Source organism: Phocaeicola sp. RTP21359st1_B8_RTP21360_211022 (assembly GCF_040911965.1).
Lineage (GTDB): Bacteria > Bacteroidota > Bacteroidia > Bacteroidales > Bacteroidaceae > Phocaeicola > Phocaeicola vulgatus.
Genome location: NZ_JBDFXP010000040.1, coordinates 24,199 through 46,630 on the forward strand (window position 1 = coordinate 24,199; position 22,432 = coordinate 46,630).

Below are 22,432 nucleotides of genomic sequence, written 5' to 3' on the forward strand. Positions count from 1 at the left end.
AAGATATTTTTTATTGTTTTTTGGATAGACGACGCAATAAACTTTTGTTAAGTTCAAATAAATGGCTGTGCCGGAAAGCAAAAGTTTCAGCTTTAGGTTTCATGCCACTGAATATTTCGGATATTTGCTGTAAGAGACTAAAAGGTTCGTTCTCTTTTTTTTTATCAGAAACAATGATGTTGAGTCCGTGTGGAATCAATTCTACCTCAATATCTTTTCCTCCCATGATCGGATCTCCGTCATAATGCATAACTCCGGGTTTTGAACGATGTATTTTAATCTTTTTAGTACGGAATGTCTTGATCCGGCTGTTTTGGTCTATGGTTTTGTTGAAAAGTTGAAAAGATAAAGAAGGAACATCCAGCACTGTGAACGGCTCTAATATTGTGACATCCATCAACCCATCGGTTAACGAGGCCTGTGGAGCAATATATGCGTTGTTCCCATATTGGGAGGCATTGCCGCAGGCTATCAGGAAAGCTTTGTATTTTACCGTTCCTTCTTCATTTTCTATTTCATAAGTTTCAGGTTTGTAACTCAGACTTTCATGCAAGGTATTTTCCAGATAGGTTAGTAGTCCGCGTTTACCTGAATCAGCAAACTTTAAGCTGACAAACGCGTCAAAACCTACTCCGCATGTGCAGAAAAAGGGTATATTGTTTATTTTTCCGTAATCAATACAGGCAACAGAACTTTCGTTTATAATGTCAATAGCAGCCTTGGGTTCCAAAGGAATTTGTAAATGCCGTGCCAGTCCGTTTCCCGATCCGCAAGGTATAATGCCTAATGCCGTATCCGTATGTATCAACGCACGTCCTATTTCGTTTATAGTTCCATCTCCTCCAATAGCCACTACTATATCTACTTTCTCTTTGGCAGCTGTAGCCGCAATCTTTTCAGCATGGCCGGCATATTGTGTTTTGACAATCGTATAATCATAGAGTGTACGGTTTATACGTTCGTCAATCCATTTTAATATGGCTCTTTTCCCCTGTGTCCCCGAGATAGGATTAACGACAAATACAATTTTCTTTTTCGTGGTCATACTTTTACTTTGGTAGTTTAGCTCTTTATTAAACGCAAAAGTAATACATTTTGTTTATAACTGCCCTAAATCCTAAAAGTTTTGATGCCCCTAAATATTTTTTTTGAAAAAAAGTACAATCGGTTGTAGAATTTACTATCTTTGCAACCTGTTTTGACGGGAACACCTTGAAAACAGAATGTATTAGTGAGTTTATATACATTATTTTAAAGTAGGCCGACGAGGCTTACATATACAATAGGATATGGGATTATTACAAGACAAGTTAAGTAAATTCAGATTGCCTCAACTATACATGGAAAGAGGCGTTTACCCTTATTTTCGTGAGATAGACAGCCATCAGGATACAGAGGTTATCATGGATGGTAAAAAGGTGCTGATGTTTGGCTCCAACTCATATATGGGGTTAACCTACGATGAACGGATTATTGAAGCAGCTGTTGCTGCAACCCGTAAATATGGTACAGGTTGTGCAGGTTCACGCTTCTTGAATGGTACGCTTGACCTGCACGTTCAGTTAGAAAAGGAATTGGCGGAATTCGTAGGGAAAGATGATGCATTGGTTTATTCTACCGGTTTTACTGTAAATGAGGGTGTGGTATCTTGCCTGACAGACCGCAATGACTACATTATCTGTGATGACCGTGACCATGCTTCCATCGTAGACGGACGTCGCCTTTCTTTCTCCACCCAGTTGAAATACAAGCACAATGATATGGAAGCCCTTGAGAAAGAACTTCAGAAGTGTAAACCGGAATCTGTGAAACTGATTGTGGTGGACGGGGTTTTCTCTATGGAAGGTGATTTGGCTAACTTGCCTGAGATTGTTCGTTTGAAAGACAAATACAATGCAAGTATCATGGTGGATGAAGCACACGGCTTGGGTGTGTTCGGTCGTGACGGGCGAGGTGTCTGTGATCACTTCGGACTGACAGATCAGGTAGATGTTATTATGGGTACATTCTCAAAGTCACTGGCTTCTATCGGTGGTTTTGTTGCTGCGGATAAAGATACAATCAACTGGTTGCGTCACAACTCACGTTCATATATATTCTCTGCAAGTAATACTCCTGCTGCAACAGCTGCTGCACGTGCTGCACTTCATATCCTCAAGAGTGAGCCCGAACGTCGTGAGAATTTGTGGAAGATTACAAATTATGCTTTGGATTGTTTCCGTCAGGCCGGTTTTGAAATCGGTGATACTGAAAGTCCGATTATTCCACTTTATGTTCGTGATACGGATAAGACATTCGAAGTGACTAAACTGGCATTTGACGAGGGTATATTTATTAATCCTGTTATTCCACCGGCTTGTGCACCACAAGATACTTTGGTGCGTGTTGCTTTGATGGCTACTCATACAAAGGAACAAGTTGACTATGCTGTGGATAAACTGACCAAATGCTTTAAGAAGTTGGAAATCATAAAGTAAGATATCACAGGTTGCCTTTACAAAGGCAACCTGTTTTTTTATTATGTATTATTGTCTATCTTTGTATCCGCTTTACTTGAAAAGGACATGAATCGGATAAAAGGTATTTTATATGCAGCAGTGTCTTCTGCGACTTTCGGATTGGCACCGTTTTTTTCCATAAGCTTGTTGGCTATTGGATATTCTTCTTTCGAAGTGCTGACTTATCGTTGGGGAGTTGCTACAGTTGTCTTGCTTGTTTTTGCTTTTCTTACCAAATGTGATTTTCACATAGGGTATAAAGATTTTAAAACAATTTTCGGACTGAGCTTGCTGCGTGCGCTTACTTCGTTCAGTCTTGTCATAGCTTATCAGAATATTGCAAGTGGTGTTGCTTCTATCATCCATTTTATGTATCCGCTGGCTGTTGCAGTAACAATGGCTGTTTTCTTTAGAGAAAAAAAGTCTATTGTGACTTTCGCTGCTATCGTTTTATCATTAGTAGGAGCATCTTTATTATCTTCCGGAAATATAGAATATAATGGTGGAAATAGAATGATGGGATTGATAGCGGCCTGCATATCGGTTTTCTCTTATGCCGGTTATATAATAGGTATAAGAAAAACCAGAGCAGTGGAAGTTAATTCTACGGTATTAACTTGTTATGTGATGGGGCTGGGAGCCTTGTTCTTTTTGCTGGGAGGACTTTTCTATGATGAGGGGGTCCGTTTGGAAACCAATGTAATCACTTGGCTCTATATCGGAGGACTGGCACTTCCTGCAACTGCGATCTCTAATATTACGTTGGTGAAGGCTGTAAAATTGGCAGGACCGACGTTGACTTCCTTATTGGGTGCATTGGAACCTCTTACGGCAGTCCTGGTAGGGGTATTTGTATTCAAAGAACTCTTTACTACATACAGTGCTTTGGGCATAATCCTTGTTGTGATTTCTGTAAGCTTGGTTCTTTTTCAGCAAAAGAGAACATATACATAGACGTTTGCTATTCAGCTTTCAGGCTGTTTACCGGATTAGTGCGTGCACTGAGATAACTATGTATTGTTATCGTAATGGTTGTAATTACCAATACAATAAGAACAGGGGTCAGGAAATTCCATTGTGTGGCTGAAATTCGATAAGCAAATTGCTCCAGCCAATGTTGCATTAATAACCACGTTATCGGAATAGCGATGATGTATGCTACTAGTATTTGCCATAGAAACGAACGGTTTAGTAACCATACTATTTCCCAATTGGAAGCACCGTGCACTTTACGGATTGCAATTTCACGGGTACGATGACGTACAGCGTACCATGAAATACCGAACAGGCCAAAACAGGTCAGGGCCAATGCAATAAATGAGTAGCTGATAAGGATTCGGGAGAGTATAATTACTTTGTTATTACGCAACATAAATTCTTTATGCATATCTACATATTTGAAACCTCTGTCACCATTCATTTCCTTCCATAATTTTTCAATAGATACCAATGTTTCTTTATAATATTCAGGAATGAGTTTTATTTGTATGAATGTTCCTTTCTGAATTAAATCTTGTTCTGTTCCAATAGATATTTGTTGACCACCGATTTCCTCTTCCAGGGAGTTTAATGGGAAGTTCTTGAAAATACCTGCAATAGTACTTAATGAATCCGAGAATTCATCAAATTCATTTAGTTTATGACCTATGTGGGAAACATCTATGTTCAGCAGACGCGCAAGCTTTTCATTGATAAAAGCCGGATGAGTATATTCCCGACAGGCTTGGGAGGGAGATACTCCGGCAATTTGCCGGATATGCATGGTTTGGAAGAAAGTTGTGTCGGTAGGGATGTGTGCTATAGAATTATGTTGGATACTACCGTCTGTTTGTCGGATAGGAAGTTCACGAAGCCAACAGTAAAGTACAGAACTCATGGAAAGACTTATAGACTCTATTCCATCCATTTGTTTCAGTTCCTGATAGAGCGGAAACAGAGGAAGGGTGCCACTCCCTATTTCTATTGTATTTTCGTAATGGTATGCACGGGATTTGATTAAATCCATTTGTTTTTGTGCAAGAGTGGTTGCATACACTAACCCGATTGAAAATATAAACTGGATGGTAACAAGCAACCATATAAATTGTTGCTTTTTCTTTCCTGTATAAGCTTGCCGATACTTGCTCAAAGTCTGTTGAGAGAGTTTATGGCTGATATACAGACCAGGAATGACAGCCATGAGGAAAATGAAGGATAAAAGTAAAGGTAGAACTTGCCGGCTGAAAAAGAAAGAGAAGGAAAGACGGGTAGACAACAGGTTGTTAAACCACGGCAGCATGTCATTAATAAGCAATAATGATAACAGGAATGCAAATAAAACGGTAAGTGCTGCATCAAGAAATAACTGACTGCGGATTTCTTTTGATTTTGCTCCCATCAGCTTTTCTATATGTATCATTTTAAGTTGCTGCAGGGTACGTGAGAGAGTCAGATTTGTATAGTTGAAACAAGCGATGATAAGCACAAGCAGGGCCGAAATCAGACTGATATATAGTAATAATACATCACAATGTTGGAAAAAAGCCAACTGTTGCTGCTTGCTGTCTTTTCCTGTATTAAAGTATAGTTCTTTTATCGGATCAATATAATATCGTGAATCCGGTACTAATGCTGGAATCTTGTCTTTTTTAATTTTTTCCTGTAAAGCTAAGGGAGATGCACCTGGTTGTAGTTTCAATAATACAGGACCTCCCCATGATTTGTCGGATAGTCCTGTCAGCAAATCAAAATGCAGAAAAGATTGTGGACGATCTTCTAATATAGCTGCTACTTTATAACTTTTACTTTGTCCTTCTTTATTGATTATTTCCAAGATTTCTCCAATACCGGAATGATTTCCGAAAAGTTGGTGGGCAAATCTTTTGTTTACAGCAACTTTGTCCGGAGTCGTGAGGACTTCTTCCAGGCTGCCTTCTGAAGTTGTATAAGGAAAAAATTGATTTAAAGTAGAGTCGGCACTGATAAAAAGAAACTGTTTGATATCTGTTCCATTATATTTGCAAAGATTACCAGACATTCCGTTTACACGCAGAATATCTGTAATTTCAGCATATTTTTCTTTTATCTGTGTGGCTGCGTCTGAGGTAGAGTAGGCTACTTTAATACCTTCTTCCATTGGAGAGTCTTGACGTAATAGATAAATGAGGTTACGGTCGGTATTATATTTTTCCACATTATATTCATGGATAAAAAAAGTCATAAGCAGATTGGTGCATCCTAATCCAGCTGTAAGACTGAATAGCGAAATCAGAAAAAAAAGTTTGTTTCGCCACCAGTTGCGGGCAATAAGTTTGATGTTTAAGAAGACGTTCATTGTTATAATATCCTTTTGTTATTATAGAGGTGGTTAAACCACCTCTATAATAAATTGACTTATATTTTTATTTCATTCACCACCTGCCCGTCAAACAAATTAATGGTTCTCCCTGCATAGCCGGAATCGTGTTGGGAGTGGGTAACCATAACAATTGTTGTTCCTTCTTTATTCAGTTCGGTCAGAAGTTCCATTACTTCCTTACCGTTTTTGGAATCCAGATTACCGGTAGGCTCATCTGCTAGAATCAGTTTCGGATTTGCTACTACAGCACGGGCTATTGCAACACGTTGTTGCTGTCCGCCGGATAGTTGTTGTGGGAAATGTTTTACCCGATGGGCAATAGCCATACGGTTCATGGCATCTTCTACCCGGCGTTTGCGTTCTGCCGCCGGAATCCCCATATACAATAAGGGTAACTCGATATTTTCGAATACATTCAATTCATCAATCAGGTTAAAGCTCTGGAACACGAATCCGATGACCCCTTTACGTAAATTGGTGCGTTGTGCTTCGGTAAATTTGGAAACGTCTGTTCCGTTCAGTTCGTAAGTGCCTTCCGTGGGATTGTCCAAAAGGCCGAGGATATTCAGCAGGGTGGACTTTCCACAACCGGATGGTCCCATGATGGCTACAAATTCGCCTGCTTTGATTTCTAGATTGACATTGTTCAATGCCCATGTTTCGACTTCTTCTGTTTTGAAGATTTTCTGTAAGTTTACTGTTTTGATCATAATCTTATATTTTATAAAGTTATTCGTTCTTGATTACTTTTGCAGGGTTAATTCGTGCAATTCCCAGAATACGGAATAATACCGTGAGGGCCGTAATAAATGTTATTCCGATGAAAATTCCTGCCCAATATATGATACCGTCATTAAAGAATACAATATATGCTTTTTTCCATATTTGTATGACTATATAAATTAATGGAAATGCAATAATTGCGGAAACAGTCAGCAGTTTTATATAAAGGCGGGCAAACAATAAAATAATCTGTTTCAATCCTGCTCCATTTACCTTCCGGATAGCTACTTCCTTTTGTCTGCGTTCCGTATCCAATGTGATGGTCGAATAAACTCCCAACAAAGTAATGAGCAGGCTGACGATAGAAAAGAACAGAATAATCCCTTTCAATTTATTTTCTATTGCTTGTGCTTCATATATATCTTCCTGCAATGTAGTGACATGAGGATGAATACTTTCCGGGAGTGTTTCTTTCAATGTCTTTTCTATCATTTTTTTTATATCAGCCGTTTTCCCCGGCTCGCATTTCAGATAGCAATGACCTACATAATAATTGAAGTCGCTGGGTAAGAATACAAATCCAGGACTTTGATTATATACATCGGCGATAAAATCGTCACATACACCGCAAATGGTATAGCTTTCCGAGTAATTGTATAAAATAGTTCCTAACAGATCTTTTTTCTGGCGTTCCGCCCATGTTTTGTCTACTACCAAATCCTCTTTGGCTTTTAATGTGTGTCCCGATAGTAAAGGTATGTTCATGAATTGGAAGAAGTTAGTGGAAACATTCATGACATTTACTTCAAAACTGCTTTCCGGGTTACCTTTTTCCATTTGCATCCCAGTACCTGATATACCTTTCAGATAACTGATGTCTGCCAATAATTTGTCTTGTACACCGGAAAATTTGGATATACGTTCTATTAAAGCCAGTTTCTCTTCATTCTTCATAAACATATAATCTATGGAGAAACTTAGTATATTGGCTTTTTCTTTTTCAGTCAATGTGTTGAATAGGGTAGATTCTGTTTTCTCCGCTTGCATATAAAGAGCTACGGTAAATGCGACAAAAACCCAGCATATAAAAAATTGGATGCCTAGCAGAATATTCCGCATTCCATGTTTATGACGTTTTATCTCACTGCCATGAATCTCTGTCTGGATGGGTGTGTAATGTATGCGCAATACAGTTATAAAGCATAATATCATACATAAAAATAAGATGAATACCATATACTCTGCGGTCTGTATAAACAAGAGGTTCTTTTCAATGATAAGAACGTAATTAAATAAATTGAAATTCAAATAGGGACTGATTATTTCAATCAAGCAGAACGTAAACAAGAAAGCGATGAATGCAATGATGACAGACTGGACAAAGAGTTGGTAAAAAAGTTGCTGGTTTCCACTGCCCATAACTTTGCGTATCCCGTATTCACGGTTACGATTCAAAAAAGTTCCCATAAGAAAATGGAAGAAATTAAGAAGTCCGGTCAGTAAAATCAACAGGCCTACTATCATGGTTATTCCTGCAAAATAAGGAGCAATGGACTTATCCCAAAATTCCTCTCCAAAGGGCGAGGCGGTTATAGCTGTTTCTTCGTCATATATGTGGTGCTTCATATTTATGGAGCGAAAACGGGCTTCTAATTTTCGAGCTGTTTTACCCGGATGTAGCAGGGCAAAACCAAAACCTCCGGTCATATTATTACGACCGTTGAATTGCAATGTTCCTTCACTGTCATTCAAAGTCAGCATATCCAGTTTCTCAAGAAAACTCAGGCTGGTATTCAGGGGAATATCTTCTATCACGGCTTGAATGGTATAGGCTATGCCTCCAGTACGAGGAGTGGTATCCGGTGCTGTAAAAAGACGTTGTGTCAATATCATACGTTTGCCTATGGGATTTTCTGATTCACCGAAAATCCTTTTTGCTAAAGAGCGGGTCAGTATGATGGCATTGGGGGTGTTGGAGGCTACTTCCCATGATCCCTGTAGTATTCGGGGAGTGAATACTTTCCTAAAAAGAGAGTCTACTTCCATTGTCATCAAATGATCGTATGGCAATTCTTTCCCTTCTTTTATCTCTACGTTGTAACTCCGCTCTCGGGGATAAACGGTAAAGGTAAAATCTTGAACCTCATCGAATCTAAGTTTGCGCAATTCTTCAATCGTTGTTGCCGGAATACCAGAATACAAATCTCCCCGTGTTGTACATAAATTTATGTCTGCTATGAGTTCTTTATTGGAAAAGCAAGAATCTACTTCGCTGATGAACCGGCTACAATAAAGACAGATACTAAAACATAATATCCCGACGGATAGCCCTACGATAGATATCAGATTTTGTATCTTATTTTTTAATAAGTGGCGCATTGCCATTTTTATATAATGCCTTAACATATTTCCGTTGTTTTATAAAATTATTCTGTTTTCATGATTTGTGTCGGATTAATATATGCCGCCTTTTGTATTTGGTATGCTAAGGTGCCCAGTGATATGATTATTACCAACAGCAATGATATGATAAAAATGTCTATACTGACAGGTGCCCTTACTGCAAAATCTTGAGTATAGGTATTTATCAGATAATAAGCCAAAGGAATAGCTATGACAAATGCTATAATTAAAACGGTTATATATTTGCGGAATAACAGTCGGTAAAGGTCTTTGGCACTTGCACCGTTCACTTTACGAATCGCTATTTCCCGATATCGTTGGCGAATGTCAAAAAGAGAAATCCCTAACAGACCAAGACTGGAAATAATAATAGCCATACCTGCAAAAATAGAATAAATAGTGGCTGTTTGGCGGTCTTGTGTATACATCGCTTTGATATCATCTTCCAGGAAAGTATATTCAAAGTCTTCACTTCCATAGACTTTATATTCCAAATTACGTAAGAAATCAATCACTTCTTTCTTTTTGCCGGGTGTATAAGCTATCTGATAAAGATCACCACTGAACCGTGCTCCGACAGGATAGATAGTAGGCTTGATTCCAGATGTCAAATGTCCTTCAAAATAATCCTCTACTACTGCAACGATAGGTTGAAGAGAAGCGTTAGCATTAGCCCTTTTTTGATTTTCTTCAATCACTCCAGCGCCATTGATTGAAGTATAGCCTAATGCTTTCAGTGCGGCTTTGTTTACAACAAAAACAGTGCGCCGGTCTTCTTTATTTATATCGGGTATCTCACCTTCAATTACTTTTATATCATATAATTTGAAAAATGCAGGAGTGGCGTAATGAATATTCAGAAACACCTTTTCTCCTTTATTGTTCAGATAATTTGTACCAAAGGTAGGAGTAAGGATATTCTCATAGCTAGGTTCGTACAATTCAATAAAAGGGCATGCATTAAGTTCATTATCCAATTGCATGACACGTTGGCGGCGTTGTTGCATACTTTCATAAGTATAACTGCTAAAATCTTTCGATTCATATACTAAATTTACATTCATTATGTTTTTAGTACGAAAGCCGGGTTCGGTATTTAACAACATTCCAAGTTGTCGATTAAAATAAAGTGATAATACCACTAACAAAAAAGTTATAATATACTGTGCCCCTAGAAAGAACATACGAAAATGTTTGGAATGACTTTGGACACCGATAGAGCGAATGGAAAGAATGGGGGAGGTGTAATTGTATTTAATGTATGGATAAATAGAAGTTATTACTGGTAACAATAATAAAATACTTGCCGAAAGCCATCCGTCGAAAGCCGTATAAGAAAAGTGAATGTCGAACAAATATTCAGTAGGGGCAGACATTATTTCAATAATAAGCCAGGATACTAATAAGGCGCTCAGAACTAGTAATGTATTTTCAATCCATATATTGGCAAACAATGTTTTGCCGCATACACCAAATACTTTCTTCAATCCATATTCTTTTCCGCGGCGTAATAATGCTACTAGGTAAAGATTAATAAAATTCAAAATGCCGGTGAGGAGCAATAACAGGCATACGCCCGACAAAATGATTAAGTGGGAATGGTTTCCCGAAAGAAACATAGCAGGTTCACGGTCTGTTAAAGAACCGTCCCAGTAAATATCCTTCACAGAAATTAAAGAAAAAGTATGTGTGCGAGTGTCATATTTAGGGTCATTTATATATCGTGGGACACTACCTGTCTTATTTATGGCATTTATATCTGTACCGGGTAGGAAACGATAGAGCTCTGTATTCATCCTTTCCCAATGTTGGGATAATTTAGAAGAGAGGATGATATCAAAGTTAATTGTAGTTTTACACTCAGGTTCTCCTACAATGCCTTCTACGGTAATATCTTTGCCATTGCTATAACGTAGTACTTTACCTATCGGATTTTCATTACCGAAAATCTTACGGGCGTATTTTTCTGTTAATAATGCCGACTGAGGTGTTGTGAGAGATAGCTTTCCTTGCACTATAGGATAATGAAATAACTGGAAAAATACACTGTCGGTAACGAGACTACGTGCCGGAATACGGTTGGTACCGGAAATGACATAGTCCTTTTCCAATGGAATATAGGTGGTCATAGCTTCTACGAAACGATTGTCGATAGAAATGGTATCATAGTTATATTGTTTCAGTCCACTCAGTCCCCGGTTACCTTCTGTATTGGTACAGATAGCATACACATGCTCCCTGTCGATGCAATGTGTGTCCACTGTCAGTTCCCTATGGATATATCGCATCAAGATGATACTGCATGCCAGACTGAAAGCCAGTCCCAGCAAATTAATGATAGTATACGATTTAGAACGCATTAAAAAGCGCCAGGCATATTTCAGTGTTTTCATATTTAATGTGTGTTTATTCTGATCTTATAATTTTTGCGGGATCAATTTGAGCAGCTTTGTGTATTTGCCAAATTAATGTGCTTGATGAAATAAAGGAAATGATAGCTAGAACTGTTAAATAAATTCCTATATCTACAGGTATTTTTAGTGCAAAATCCCGTGTATACATATATATGAGGTAATAAGCAAGTGGAATAGCCAATACAAATGCACAACCTATTACTTTGATATATTTGCGGAACAATAGCAGGTAAAGGTCTTTCATCCCTGCGCCATTTACTTTGCGGATGGCAATTTCACGATAACGTTGTCGGATATCAAATAAGGATAATCCAAATAATCCCAAACAGGAGATGATGATTGCTATCAAGGCAAAGACAAAGTAAATGTTTGCTGTTTGACGGTCCTGAGCATAAAGTTTGTGGACTTCATCTGTCAACCAAGTATAGGTGAAGTCTTCGGTATTATATATTTCTTTCTCTGTTTTCTTCAGATATTCTATGACTTCTTTTTCTTTATCGGGATTGACGGCAATCAAAAAATCGCTGTTGCCGCTGCTGGGCCCTACGACAAATGCCATCGGTTTTATTCCTTCAGTGAGATGGCTTGGGTAATAATCGGCTATTACAGCCACTACAGGCATAAGTTTGGTTCCACCTTCTTCCATTTCTCCTTTTTCGCTGACACTAATCCAAAGCGGGGATTCGCTGCGTACAAAAGCATCTTCTAGCCGAGTATAGCCCATAGCTTTCATTGCTGCTTTGTTCAGTACCATTTTATTGTCACTCCAACCTTCAAATTTTTTGGGGATTTCTCCTTCCAGTACTTTTAAATCATATAGTTGGAAGAATTGTGGAGAAGGAAATAGGGTGAGCATGGGTTGACGGGTATCCTGGTCATTTAACAACATGCAGATAGAGCCTCCTCTTAATATAGAATAATGGGAATTCATCCACATTTCAATGTGAGGACACTCGTTTAATAGTTGCTTGATACGGTCTTGGCGGGCAAAGCGCTCATTGCGCTTTTCTTCTGTATCAGAGCGCAGATAATTTTTGTTTTCGTGTAACAACTCAGCTCTGAGAATTCTTTCTGTCCGATATCCGGGAGAGGTATTCAGCAGGAAATGCAGTTGCTTGCCAAAGTAAAAGGACAGGATAAGGAGTAATATGGTTATAATGTATTGAAAAAAAAGGAATGTCATACGTACAGTGATAGCATGACGGTTTGATGTTATTGAACGGATAGACACAATAGGAGGGAGATAATTATATCTGATGTATGGATAAATAGAAGTGACCAAAGGTAATAATATGATGAATCCCAAAGACAATTGCCAGTCGAATGCCGAATAGCTAATTTGTTCATTCATCAACCGGCTGACTGGTACTTGGGTTGCTTCTATCAACAGCCAGGCGGTTAGCAATGCGGCAAAGGCTAATAACAGATTTTCTATCCATATTTGTAAAAACAAAGGCAGACGCTGCAAGCCGAATACTTTCTTTACTCCATATTCTTTAGAACGTTTCATCATAAATACCATATAAATATTGATGAAATTCAATATACCTACCAATAATAGCAATATGGTTACTCCTGAAAGAATATACAGGTGTGTACGGTTACCGAATTGCATGATGGAATCGTAATCGTCATCGTGACCAATGGAATTTCTCCAGTATAAATTTTTCCAAGTAATAAATTCCCAGCGTATTCTGTTTCCCCTTTTGTCCTTTCTGTACACATTGCTTGCTTTGTTTATCTTATCCAGATCTACACCGGGGAGTATGCGCATCAGTGATATATCCATACGTTGCCAGTGTTCCACCAATCTGTATGATACCAGTAGATCGAACCGAAGTAATGATTTGCATCCCAATTCTCCAATCACTCCCTTGATGGTGATGTTTTTACCATAATATTCCAATACTTTTCCTATCGGATTTTCTTTACCAAATATATTACGGGCATAGCGCTGGGTGATGATGGCGTCACCAGGGGCATCTAAATGGGCCTCACCGGCTGCAACCGGGTAGTGGAAGAAATGAAAAAAAGTGGAGTCAACTGCTGCTATATTCATTGCATAGTTACTGTTTTCATATACCACATTGTCTCGCTGCTGTAACATCAGGCGGCATTGTTCCACTATTTGATGGTCAGGAATATAAACAGAATCAGTTTCAGACCAACCTTGTTGCAAACTTCCCGGATGAAGATTTCCTTCTATATCCCGTATAGGAATGATGATATGTTCCGGATCTACGCTATGTGCATCCACCGTCAGTTCCCTATGGATATATCGCATCAAGATGATGCTGCATGCCAGACTGAAAGCCAGTCCTAGCAAATTAATGATAGTATACGATTTAGAACGCATTAAGAAGCGCCAGGCATATTTCAAAGTTTTCATGTTGCATGTTTTATTTTAATATCAATTCTTCTGCGTCACCAAAGGTATCATATCCTGTGATAATTACAAATTCTCCAGGCTGTAAACCTTCAGTGATTTCATATTGAAGCGGGTTTTGGCGTCCTATATTCAATGGAACTTTTACAGCTTTTGTTTTTGATGGGTTTATTTTGTAAATCCATTGTCCTCCAGTAGACTGGTAGAAATTTCCACGTGGGATAACTATAGCTTGTTCGGGTTGGCCCAATTCTATTTGTACCCGGAAGCTCTTTCCTACACGGACATTCTCGGGCATTTCTCCGGTAAATACCAAATCTACATCAAACATACGGTCTTTTACCTCAGGAACTACTTTAGTAATTCTCAGGGGGTAGCGTTTCCCTTGATAGTTTACGGTAGCCGGAAGACCTGTTGTGATGCGGTCAATGTAATATTCACTTAAAGAAGTATGAATTTTATATTGATCCAGCACTTTTATTTCAGCTATACTTTCTCCCGAAGCAACCTGTTGGCCGGGAGTTACTTTCACAAAACTTAGTTGGCCGCCAATCGGAGCTTTTATTATCAAATCCTCCAATCGTTCTTCCGCACGTTTCAGTTTTTTGCTTTCACGTTCCAGATCATTTTTCAATAATTCTTTGCGGATAAGGGTTACGGATGAATCATGTTTCAGGCTTTCCATTTGTAATGCCGTATTTTTCAGTTTATACTTATATTCATCTTCAGATACTTGAAGCTCAGCCTTGCTCTTAATTCCCATTTTGAATTCCTCTTTGTCCAGTCCGAAGCTCTTGCGCAGTCGTTCCATCTCATATTGTGCCTGTAATGTCTGTTGCTTCAGTGTCAGACTCTTTTGTTCCATTTCTATCTCTTTCTCTTTATAGGTGATTCGTTGTTTTTCCCATTCGTCACGTTGGTCTTCAATGGAACGAATCAGATCCGGATTAGTCAGTATCAACAAGGTGTCACCTTGTTTCATCATATTCCCTTCTTCTCCAACAATGCGGTCTACACTGCCGGCTTCACGAGTGTTTACTTTGATGGTAAGAATGGGTTGCACCAGTCCTTCCACATCTACATACTCCATAAATTTGTCATCTTTTACTTCGGCTATCTGAATGTTGTCTGTTTCGATACGCAGCTTGCGAGGACCTAATGAAAGGCTTATCACATAGATAAGGAAGATAATGAAGGCCAGTGCAGCTATCATATAGTAGCGATAGCGGATGTACCACGGTTTCTTTTCAATTTTTATATCCATTAGTTTATGTTTTTTGATATAATTTTTTTTATTTCTTTTTTTAGTATGGCGATAATACAAAGATCATTTATATCTGCCGTGTAGTTAAGGTTTAGGTATAGTACATGAAATCTCTGCTTTTCTGAGGAAATCATATCCCGTCATACTTCTAATACCATAATACAGACTCCAATAAGTTTTCAAAGCTGTTATATAATTTCTCCGTGCGGTATCTTTTTCTGTAATGGCGGCATTGAGGTCTAGAATTGTCGATTTTCCTAAGATATAAAGCCGGCGTGCTACATCGTGGCGCCGGTCGGCCGTCTTGTCCGTCTTGGCGGCTACTGCTACACGGTATGCTTGAAGATTGAATTGACGGACCATTTTACATACATTCAATTCAAAATCTTTCATTCCCTGTTCAGCCTGTGTATCTACTAAGTCTACATTGGAACGAGCTACACGAACGCGTCCTTTTCCACGACCCCAATCCAGGATAGGTAAAGAAATACCAATACTGGCATATTGTTGGTTCATGGGGTTTCGGTAAGAATCTGCAAATTTATTTCCGGTTTGAGAAAGCCCGAATTGTACATACAGGTCGGCTTTCAAACCTGCATTGGCTTTTGCAGAAGCTAATGCGCTGCGGCTTTCTAATTGTTTGCGTTTATAAGTGTCAGGATCGGGACTGTTTTTGAATGCCAGTTGTAATGCTTTTTGTAAAGGGATTTCGAGTTGAGGAATGCTGTCTTCCGGAATGACTCGTAAATTTATTTCCCGATTAATGCCAAGGAAGGAACGGAGTGTTTGCATTTGGTCCTCTACTTCGATGCGGGCATTCATCATATTGGTTTCTTCTGTCAGTTTGTTTATTTCCAGCTGTAGCATTTCGTTTTCAGTTATAGTTCCTATATTATATCTTCCCTCAGCATACCTGTATAAAGTATCGGCAGAAGCATAGTTGTAGGCGGCTATGTCAAGATTAGTTTGTGCAGTTGCCAGGTTGAAGAAAAGAGTGCTGGTTTCTGAGGCTACAAGTTCCAATGCTTCTGCATATGCTTTACGGGCTTCCCGGTAGCGAAGGGGTTCGATACGGTGATCCCATTTTAAAGAATTATATCCAAAAAGTTGCTGCTCGTAACCTATTACTATGGGTTGGGTGTTATACGCTGTATGATTATCTTCAAATTCATCAATGCGTTGGGTGGTACTTTTTACAAACAAGCTGCCACCGGTAAACCATATATTTTGATTTATTTTAAGGCTGAGATCTGTGCTTAACTGGTCTTGCTGGATAAATTGATTTGTTCCATCCGGTTGGGTAATCTTGTTTATCTCCCGATTTAGGGTAGGAGATGAAGTTAATGTGACGGAGGGAAGATAATTCGCCCGGAAAAAACGGTAGTTCCAATAAGCTGCCCGATAGGTATGACGGGCAGCTTGTGCTTCCGGTGAGTTTTCTTGTGCTATTTCAATAGCTTGTTGCAAACTCAATGTTATTGATTCTTCTTGTTGTGCTGTGGCTGTTTCCGGGCGAAGCAGAAGAGAAAGTGCTATAATACAATATAGTTTCATGTTCGTTTTTTTTTATGTCTTTATACCTATTAGTACTTTTGGCTTATAGTTAGGTGAACAGGAGTGGGTCTTCGGTGTCTTCTTTGGATAAGTCGCTTTTTATTTTGGTTAATGCTTCCTTTGCTTTTTCATGACCGTTGTCTATAGCTTTTTGGAACCAGAACCGGGCTTGTTGTAAGTCTTTTTTTACACCTTTACCCCACTGATACATGCGGCCCAGGTTGTATTGTGCAGGAGCATTCCCCTGTAAAGCAGCTTTGGTCAGCCACTCAGCTCCTTTAGCAAAGTCTTTTTCCATTCCTTCGCCATAACAATACATATTTCCTATATTATATTGAGCTATCGGATTATTCTTATCTGCTGCTTTTTTAAACCAAAAATAAGCTTCTTCAAAGTCTTTGGGAACCCCAAGTCCGTTTTTATATAAATAACCGATATTGTTCATGGCGTCCGTATTACCATGAGCTACAGAACGTAGGTACCAAGTCATAGCAATGTAACAATCCTTACGTACTCCCCAACCGTTTTTATAAAGGCTTCCCATGCCAATTTGAGCTTCTGGATTTCCTTGAGTGGCAGCTCTGTTCAACCATTTGAAAGCTTGGCTGTAATCCTTAGTGACTCCCAAACCATATGTGTACATAAAACCTATATTGTTTTCAGCATACGTGTTTCCGCCCGCTGCCGATTGATGAAAAAGTTTCAAAGCCTTATCATAATCAATTTCACCTCCTAAGCCTTTTAAATACATATCGCCTGTCAGATATTGGGCATGATGGGCCGTATCAATGTGAGCTATCTTTTCTAATAACTCGCGTGCTTTTTCATATTGTCGATTAACATAGTGAGTTTGTGCTTCTTCCCACAATTGATGGCAGTCACCTATATAAAGCATATAGATCTTATTGCCGAATAGAGTTACTATGCTTGCTATAAGGCATAAATTGATAGCTATTACTGATTTTTTTTTCATAACTTAATATATTAGTATTGTAGACTAATCAAATAGCGTGCCATTATCTTATCTCTTTGTTTACCAGATTTTTGTGGGATAAAAGATAATGATGTCTCTGTGCGGATACGCACTATTTTTGTGCGTATCCGCACAGACAACACATTAAAAAAAACAATATCTTTGCAAAAAAGCGGATAGAAAATCTTTTATTCGTATAACAAGATATATTGAGGATAAAATAATGAATGCAAAAGGAAAAATATTGATTATAGATGATAATGAGGACGTGCTTTTTGCACTAAACCTTTTATTGGATCCCTACGTGGAAAAAATAAAAGTTACTACTCAACCGACTCGTATTGAGCATTTCATGACTACTTTTCAACCTGATGTTATTTTGCTTGATATGAATTTTCGTCGGGATGCTATCAGCGGGCAGGAAGGATTCGATTGTCTAGAGCAGATATTAAAGTTAGATCCGCAGGCTATTGTCTTGTTTATGACTGCTTATGCGGATACAGATAAAGCAGTACGGGCCATTAAGGCTGGAGCTATTGACTTTATTCCCAAACCTTGGGAAAAAGAAAAACTACTTGCTACGCTTTCATCGGCTATCAAACTTCGTGATTCTCGTAAAGAGGTCAGGCAACTGAAAGAACAAGTTGTAGCATTGAGCGCGCAGGATGAAGAGATGCCTCAAATGATAGGTCACTCAGCGCCTATGCGAGAGGTTTTTGATACTATTCGGAAATTATCGGATACTGATGCTAATATTTTGATATTGGGTGAAAATGGAACCGGTAAAGATTTGGTGGCCCGTTCTCTACGTTATTTTTCTCCTCGTCGTGAATGTCCTTTTATAACGATTGACTTGGGGAGCATACCTGAATCATTATTCGAAAGTGAATTGTTCGGCTATGAAAAAGGGGCTTTTACAGATGCCCGCAAAGCAAAGGCGGGACGTATGGAGGTGGCATCAGGAGGAACGCTTTTTTTGGATGAAATAGGGAATTTGTCATTACCTATGCAGGCCAAATTACTAACAGCCATAGAAAAACGGCAGATTTCACGTTTGGGAGCAACGGATATAATTCCTATTGATGTTCGGTTGATAAGCGCAACAAATGTAAATATCCGAGAATTGGTGGAGGAGGGTAATTTCCGTCAAGACCTGTTGTATCGTATCAATACGATTGAGATTACTATTCCTCCATTGCGGGAAAGGGGAGAGGATGTTCTCTTACTGGCTGATTATTTCTTACAAAGGTATACTCATAAATATAAGAAAGAGATAAACGGACTGAGCCGCGAAGCCAAGCAGAAACTCATGCGTTACCATTGGCCGGGTAATGTCCGCGAATTGCAGCATGCCATAGAACGGGCAATTATTCTTTCGGACTCGCCATTGTTAAAGCCTGCAAATTTCATGTTGCAGCCACAACCCGAGAAGAGGGTGAATACGGATGAGATACTGAACTTGGAACAATTAGAACGCAATGCCATAGAACGTGCTATGAAACGCAGCGAAGGGAACTTGAGTCGTGCAGCGGAATATTTGGGGATTACCCGTTACGCTCTTTATCGGAAACTTGAAAAATTAGGGTTATGAGTCGTTTACAAACTTTACGGATGATAGCTTGTATGTTATTAATGGGGGTAGTAGCTATAGCTGCATATCTCTTTTATCAACATTCGCTCTATTTTTGCTTGTTTTTTTCGCTGATGATTATGGCAGGTATTATCATTTATATCTGTCAGTGGCAGTATAAAACGACCCGTATGATATCGCGAATGATAGAAGGTATTCGTTATGCAGATTTCTCTTTGAGTTTTTCTACCCAGCACAAAACTCGTACAGAACAACGATTGGCACAAGAAATAAATAATGTTGTTGCTGAATTCCGTACTCGGTTGTCCGAGAATGAAGAGCGATATCAATATTATGAAACATTATTGAATACTGTTGACAGCAGTTTGCTGGTAGTAGATAGTCAGTGCAATATACATTGGATGAACCGGGCAGCCATGCAGGATTTGTGCGGTTATCGTATTCATTCTGTCAGGGAATTGGCTCTGTTAAATTCTGATTTTCCTACTATTATCCTGTCATTACAGCCTGGAGAAATTAAAACAGTACGAATACATAAAGGAGATATTATACAAGAATTGGCTGTTACGGTATCTGAATATTCCGCTCAACATGGTACGGAACTCCGGTTGGTTAATTTAAAGAATATCCATGCTGTATTGGAGGAAAATGAGATGGAAGCATGGCAGAAGCTGATTCGTGTACTCACTCATGAAATAATGAACTCCATTGCGCCCATTATTTCATTAAGTGAAACATTAAGTGAGCGTGCTGTACAAAATGGTATGAATGAGAGAGATTACAATATCATGTTGCAAGGGATGCAGACTATTCATAGAAGAAGTAAAGGGTTGCTGAATTTTGTGGAAAACTATCGTAAACTTTCTCGTCTGTCTGTTCCGATACTGGCTCCAGTAAATATAGGTGATTTACTGAGTGATATGAAAAAACTGTTTCCTAATAAAAACATACAATATATATATAAAGTAGAAAACCCAGAAACGACACTGATGCTGGATCGTTCACAGATAGAACAAGTATTAATCAATTTACTAAAGAATGCAGGTGAGGCTTGTGTAGAGCAAATCTATCCCGAAGTTATCATTAGCACACATTGTGATTTAGAAAAACATCTATTTTTCCTTTCTGTCTGTGATAATGGTAGTGGCATTCTTCCAGAAGTATTGGATAAAATCTTTGTTCCTTTTTTTACAACGAAGCCAACAGGTAGTGGTATAGGACTCAGTTTATGCAAACAAATTATGAATTTACATGGTGGAAGTATCTCGGCGAGTAGTGAAATCGGAAAGGGGAGTTGTTTTACACTGAAATTTCTTTGTTGCGGATAAAAAAAGTTTTAAGGTTAATGTTTTGATTTATAATTTGATAAGTAATAATGCGAAAAAAAGTAGAAAAAAATCGCTTTAAATATTTGCATATATAAAAAAAAGCCGTACCTTTGCATCGCTTTTGAGAGATAAAGCGATTGAAAAAATAAAAAAAGATTCGGGGTGTAGCGCAGTCCGGTTAGCGCACCTGCTTTGGGAGCAGGGGGTCGTGGGTTCGAATCCCGCTACCCCGACAAAAGAAAAAGGCTTTGATAATCAGTGGTTTGATGCTGTTTTCAAAGCCTTTTTTATTATAAAAATCTTCATTTTATTGATTAAAAAAAAGGAATTTTTGCCCATCAATGGACACAAAAACTTATCCAAAACTTATCCTTTAATTTTAATCAGTATGGCAACTCTCAAACTAACAATTTTCAAAGCAAAAGTTTTAAAAGATGGCAGACATAAAATTAGAGTGGCCGTTTGCCATAAGCAGGAAACTTGCTACATTATCACTCGGTTTATCATAGATAATCTCTCCCAGTTCAAGAACGGACAGGTGGTAAAACGCCCGGATGCCGCAATGATAAATACAAAATTGCGTAATCTTCTCAATAAGTATCAGGAAAGATTGGACAAGATAGATAATCTAGGTATCTATTCATGTACACAGTTGAAGGATTTCATCTTAAGGGAATCTGTGGATACACAGGGGGAATCATTTAAGTCTGTGTGTGATGCATATATTGAGGAACTGTTTAAAAACAGTAAAACCAACTATGCTAATATGATGAGGGAAAGTGAGGCTCATTTCTTGAAGTTCCTGCGTGGGGATGTACGACTTGTCGATATTACCCCGGAACTTATAGAGCAATATGCAGCGTATCTTGAGAAAAAGAATTGGAGCCGGGCGACATTGGGGATAGTAATGAGAAATACGCGGACAATCATAAACAGGGCGATAAAAAAGAGAAAGGTTTCATATAATGTACATCCTTTTGTAGATTATTCTATTCCGCAATCTCCTGTACGCGATGTCAGTATCAGGCTGGAGTCTTTGTCCAAGATACTTAATGCTGAGGTTGACAGTAATTATCTGTCAGTAGCCAGAGATTTGTTCTCTCTTTCATTTTATCTCGGAGGTATTAATATGACTGACTTGATGGATATGGATTTTAGAAGCTCTAGGTATATACAATACTCCCGTAAGAAGATTATGGGGCGGACTTCCAATGCAAATGTCATTATATTGCCTGTTCACGAGAAAGCAGCCTGTATTATAGCAAAATGGATGAACCCAAGAACCGGTAAGCTGGATTTTCATTATAATTTCACTTATAAGAATTTCTCTCGTCATATATCACGGGGAATAGCGAAGCTTGCAAAGGAACTTGGGATAAAGGAACGTGTGGTTTACTACTCCGCCCGGAAAACCTTTGCACAATTAGCTTCAGAACTAGGGATACCTGATGGAGTGATAGACTACTGTTTAGGGCATTCGGACAAGAGTAGGGGAGTGATACGCTATTACGCTAAGGTAAAGGAGAAACAAGCGGAAATAGCCATCAACCGGGTGATTGATTATGTGGACCATCCGGAGAAATATAAGGAGTTTTTGGAAATGAGAGCAGACATAATGCTGATGAAATCCTAACTCAAAAATCAAGCGGTTATCTATAAAATATAGCCGCTTGATTCGTTTATCGAGGCACTATAAAATATTTTGTGTAAATGGAAATACGGGATTCAGAAATGAGTCTCGTATTTTTTATTTTATACATTTGCAAAATGAAGAAGCTTATGAAAGAAAAGAATCAAGTAGTGCCTGATGAGGTTTTAAGCAAGTTTATCAGTCAGTTCAAGACAGAAGCCGATGTGAGCAAGTTTCTGAAGCAGTTGCATGCCCAAGTATTGGAAAAGATGCTTGAAGGTGAAATGGATGCCCATTTGGGATATGAAAAGAATTCTGTGATAGGAAATAA

Annotated in this window: 14 protein-coding genes, 1 tRNA gene and 1 pseudogene; 7 read left to right on the plus strand and 9 right to left on the minus strand. The window is 38.6% G+C overall.

Annotation, left to right across the window (positions count from 1 at the left end; genetic code table 11):
- Positions 1-10 precede the first annotated feature (10 nt).
- A complete protein-coding gene (locus tag AB5062_RS17775) occupies positions 11-1,045 on the minus strand; it encodes a diacylglycerol kinase family protein (protein WP_005853394.1) in 1,035 nt (344 codons plus the stop codon).
- Between the two features lie 244 nt (positions 1,046-1,289).
- Here AB5062_RS17775 and AB5062_RS17780 point away from each other — a divergent pair, with 244 nt between their 5' ends.
- Both AB5062_RS17780 and AB5062_RS17785 read left to right on the plus strand, forming a co-directional pair.
- Complete coding sequence (locus tag AB5062_RS17780) at positions 1,290-2,477, plus strand: aminotransferase class I/II-fold pyridoxal phosphate-dependent enzyme (protein WP_005842272.1); 1,188 nt, start codon at positions 1,290-1,292, stop codon at positions 2,475-2,477.
- A gap of 87 nt (positions 2,478-2,564) precedes the next feature.
- The gene (locus AB5062_RS17785; RefSeq protein ID WP_005853396.1) at positions 2,565-3,452 is read left to right on the plus strand and encodes a DMT family transporter; all 888 of its coding nucleotides are present in this window, start codon (positions 2,565-2,567) and stop codon (positions 3,450-3,452) included.
- Between the two features lie 7 nt (positions 3,453-3,459).
- On the opposite strand, the gene AB5062_RS17790 is transcribed toward AB5062_RS17785, so the two are convergent.
- From AB5062_RS17790 to AB5062_RS17825, 8 genes are all read right to left on the minus strand, one after another.
- Positions 3,460-5,811, minus strand: coding sequence for an ABC transporter permease (locus AB5062_RS17790; protein ID WP_032952851.1), 2,352 nt, complete (start codon positions 5,809-5,811; stop codon positions 3,460-3,462).
- A gap of 59 nt (positions 5,812-5,870) precedes the next feature.
- Positions 5,871-6,545 carry an ABC transporter ATP-binding protein gene (locus AB5062_RS17795; RefSeq protein ID WP_005853399.1) on the minus strand — a complete coding sequence of 225 codons (675 nt, stop codon included), beginning with the start codon at positions 6,543-6,545 and terminating at the stop codon, positions 5,871-5,873.
- Between the two features lie 19 nt (positions 6,546-6,564).
- Positions 6,565-8,964: an ABC transporter permease gene (locus AB5062_RS17800; protein ID WP_032952850.1), complete on the minus strand. Its 2,400-nt coding sequence runs from the start codon at positions 8,962-8,964 to the stop codon at positions 6,565-6,567.
- 20 nt (positions 8,965-8,984) lie between these two features.
- Positions 8,985-11,354, minus strand: coding sequence for an ABC transporter permease (locus tag AB5062_RS17805; protein WP_032952849.1), 2,370 nt, complete (start codon positions 11,352-11,354; stop codon positions 8,985-8,987).
- A gap of 13 nt (positions 11,355-11,367) precedes the next feature.
- Complete coding sequence (locus AB5062_RS17810) at positions 11,368-13,764, minus strand: ABC transporter permease (protein WP_032952848.1); 2,397 nt, start codon at positions 13,762-13,764, stop codon at positions 11,368-11,370.
- 10 nt (positions 13,765-13,774) lie between these two features.
- Entirely contained in the window at positions 13,775-15,025 is a 1,251-nt protein-coding gene (locus tag AB5062_RS17815) for an efflux RND transporter periplasmic adaptor subunit (RefSeq protein WP_012055571.1), read from the minus strand.
- Positions 15,026-15,109: 84 nt separating this feature from the next.
- The gene (locus AB5062_RS17820) at positions 15,110-16,579 is read right to left on the minus strand and encodes a TolC family protein (protein WP_005842256.1); all 1,470 of its coding nucleotides are present in this window, start codon (positions 16,577-16,579) and stop codon (positions 15,110-15,112) included.
- Between the two features lie 49 nt (positions 16,580-16,628).
- A complete protein-coding gene (locus tag AB5062_RS17825) occupies positions 16,629-17,552 on the minus strand; it encodes a tetratricopeptide repeat protein (protein WP_032938546.1) in 924 nt (307 codons plus the stop codon).
- Positions 17,553-17,775: 223 nt separating this feature from the next.
- Here AB5062_RS17825 and AB5062_RS17830 point away from each other — a divergent pair, with 223 nt between their 5' ends.
- The 5 genes and pseudogenes from AB5062_RS17830 to AB5062_RS17850 all read left to right on the plus strand — a co-directional run.
- Positions 17,776-19,143, plus strand: coding sequence for a sigma-54 dependent transcriptional regulator (locus AB5062_RS17830; protein WP_005842251.1), 1,368 nt, complete (start codon positions 17,776-17,778; stop codon positions 19,141-19,143).
- Complete coding sequence (locus AB5062_RS17835) at positions 19,140-20,471, plus strand: PAS domain-containing sensor histidine kinase (RefSeq protein ID WP_005842249.1); 1,332 nt, start codon at positions 19,140-19,142, stop codon at positions 20,469-20,471. The genes AB5062_RS17830 and AB5062_RS17835 overlap by 4 nt, the downstream gene beginning before the upstream one ends.
- 158 nt (positions 20,472-20,629) lie before the next feature.
- Positions 20,630-20,704, plus strand: a tRNA-Pro gene (locus AB5062_RS17840).
- A 155-nt stretch (positions 20,705-20,859) separates the two neighbouring features.
- Entirely contained in the window at positions 20,860-22,104 is a 1,245-nt protein-coding gene (locus AB5062_RS17845) for a site-specific integrase (RefSeq protein ID WP_229097097.1), read from the plus strand.
- A gap of 134 nt (positions 22,105-22,238) precedes the next feature.
- A pseudogene (locus tag AB5062_RS17850) lies at positions 22,239-22,432 on the plus strand (IS256 family transposase); the annotation flags it as partial.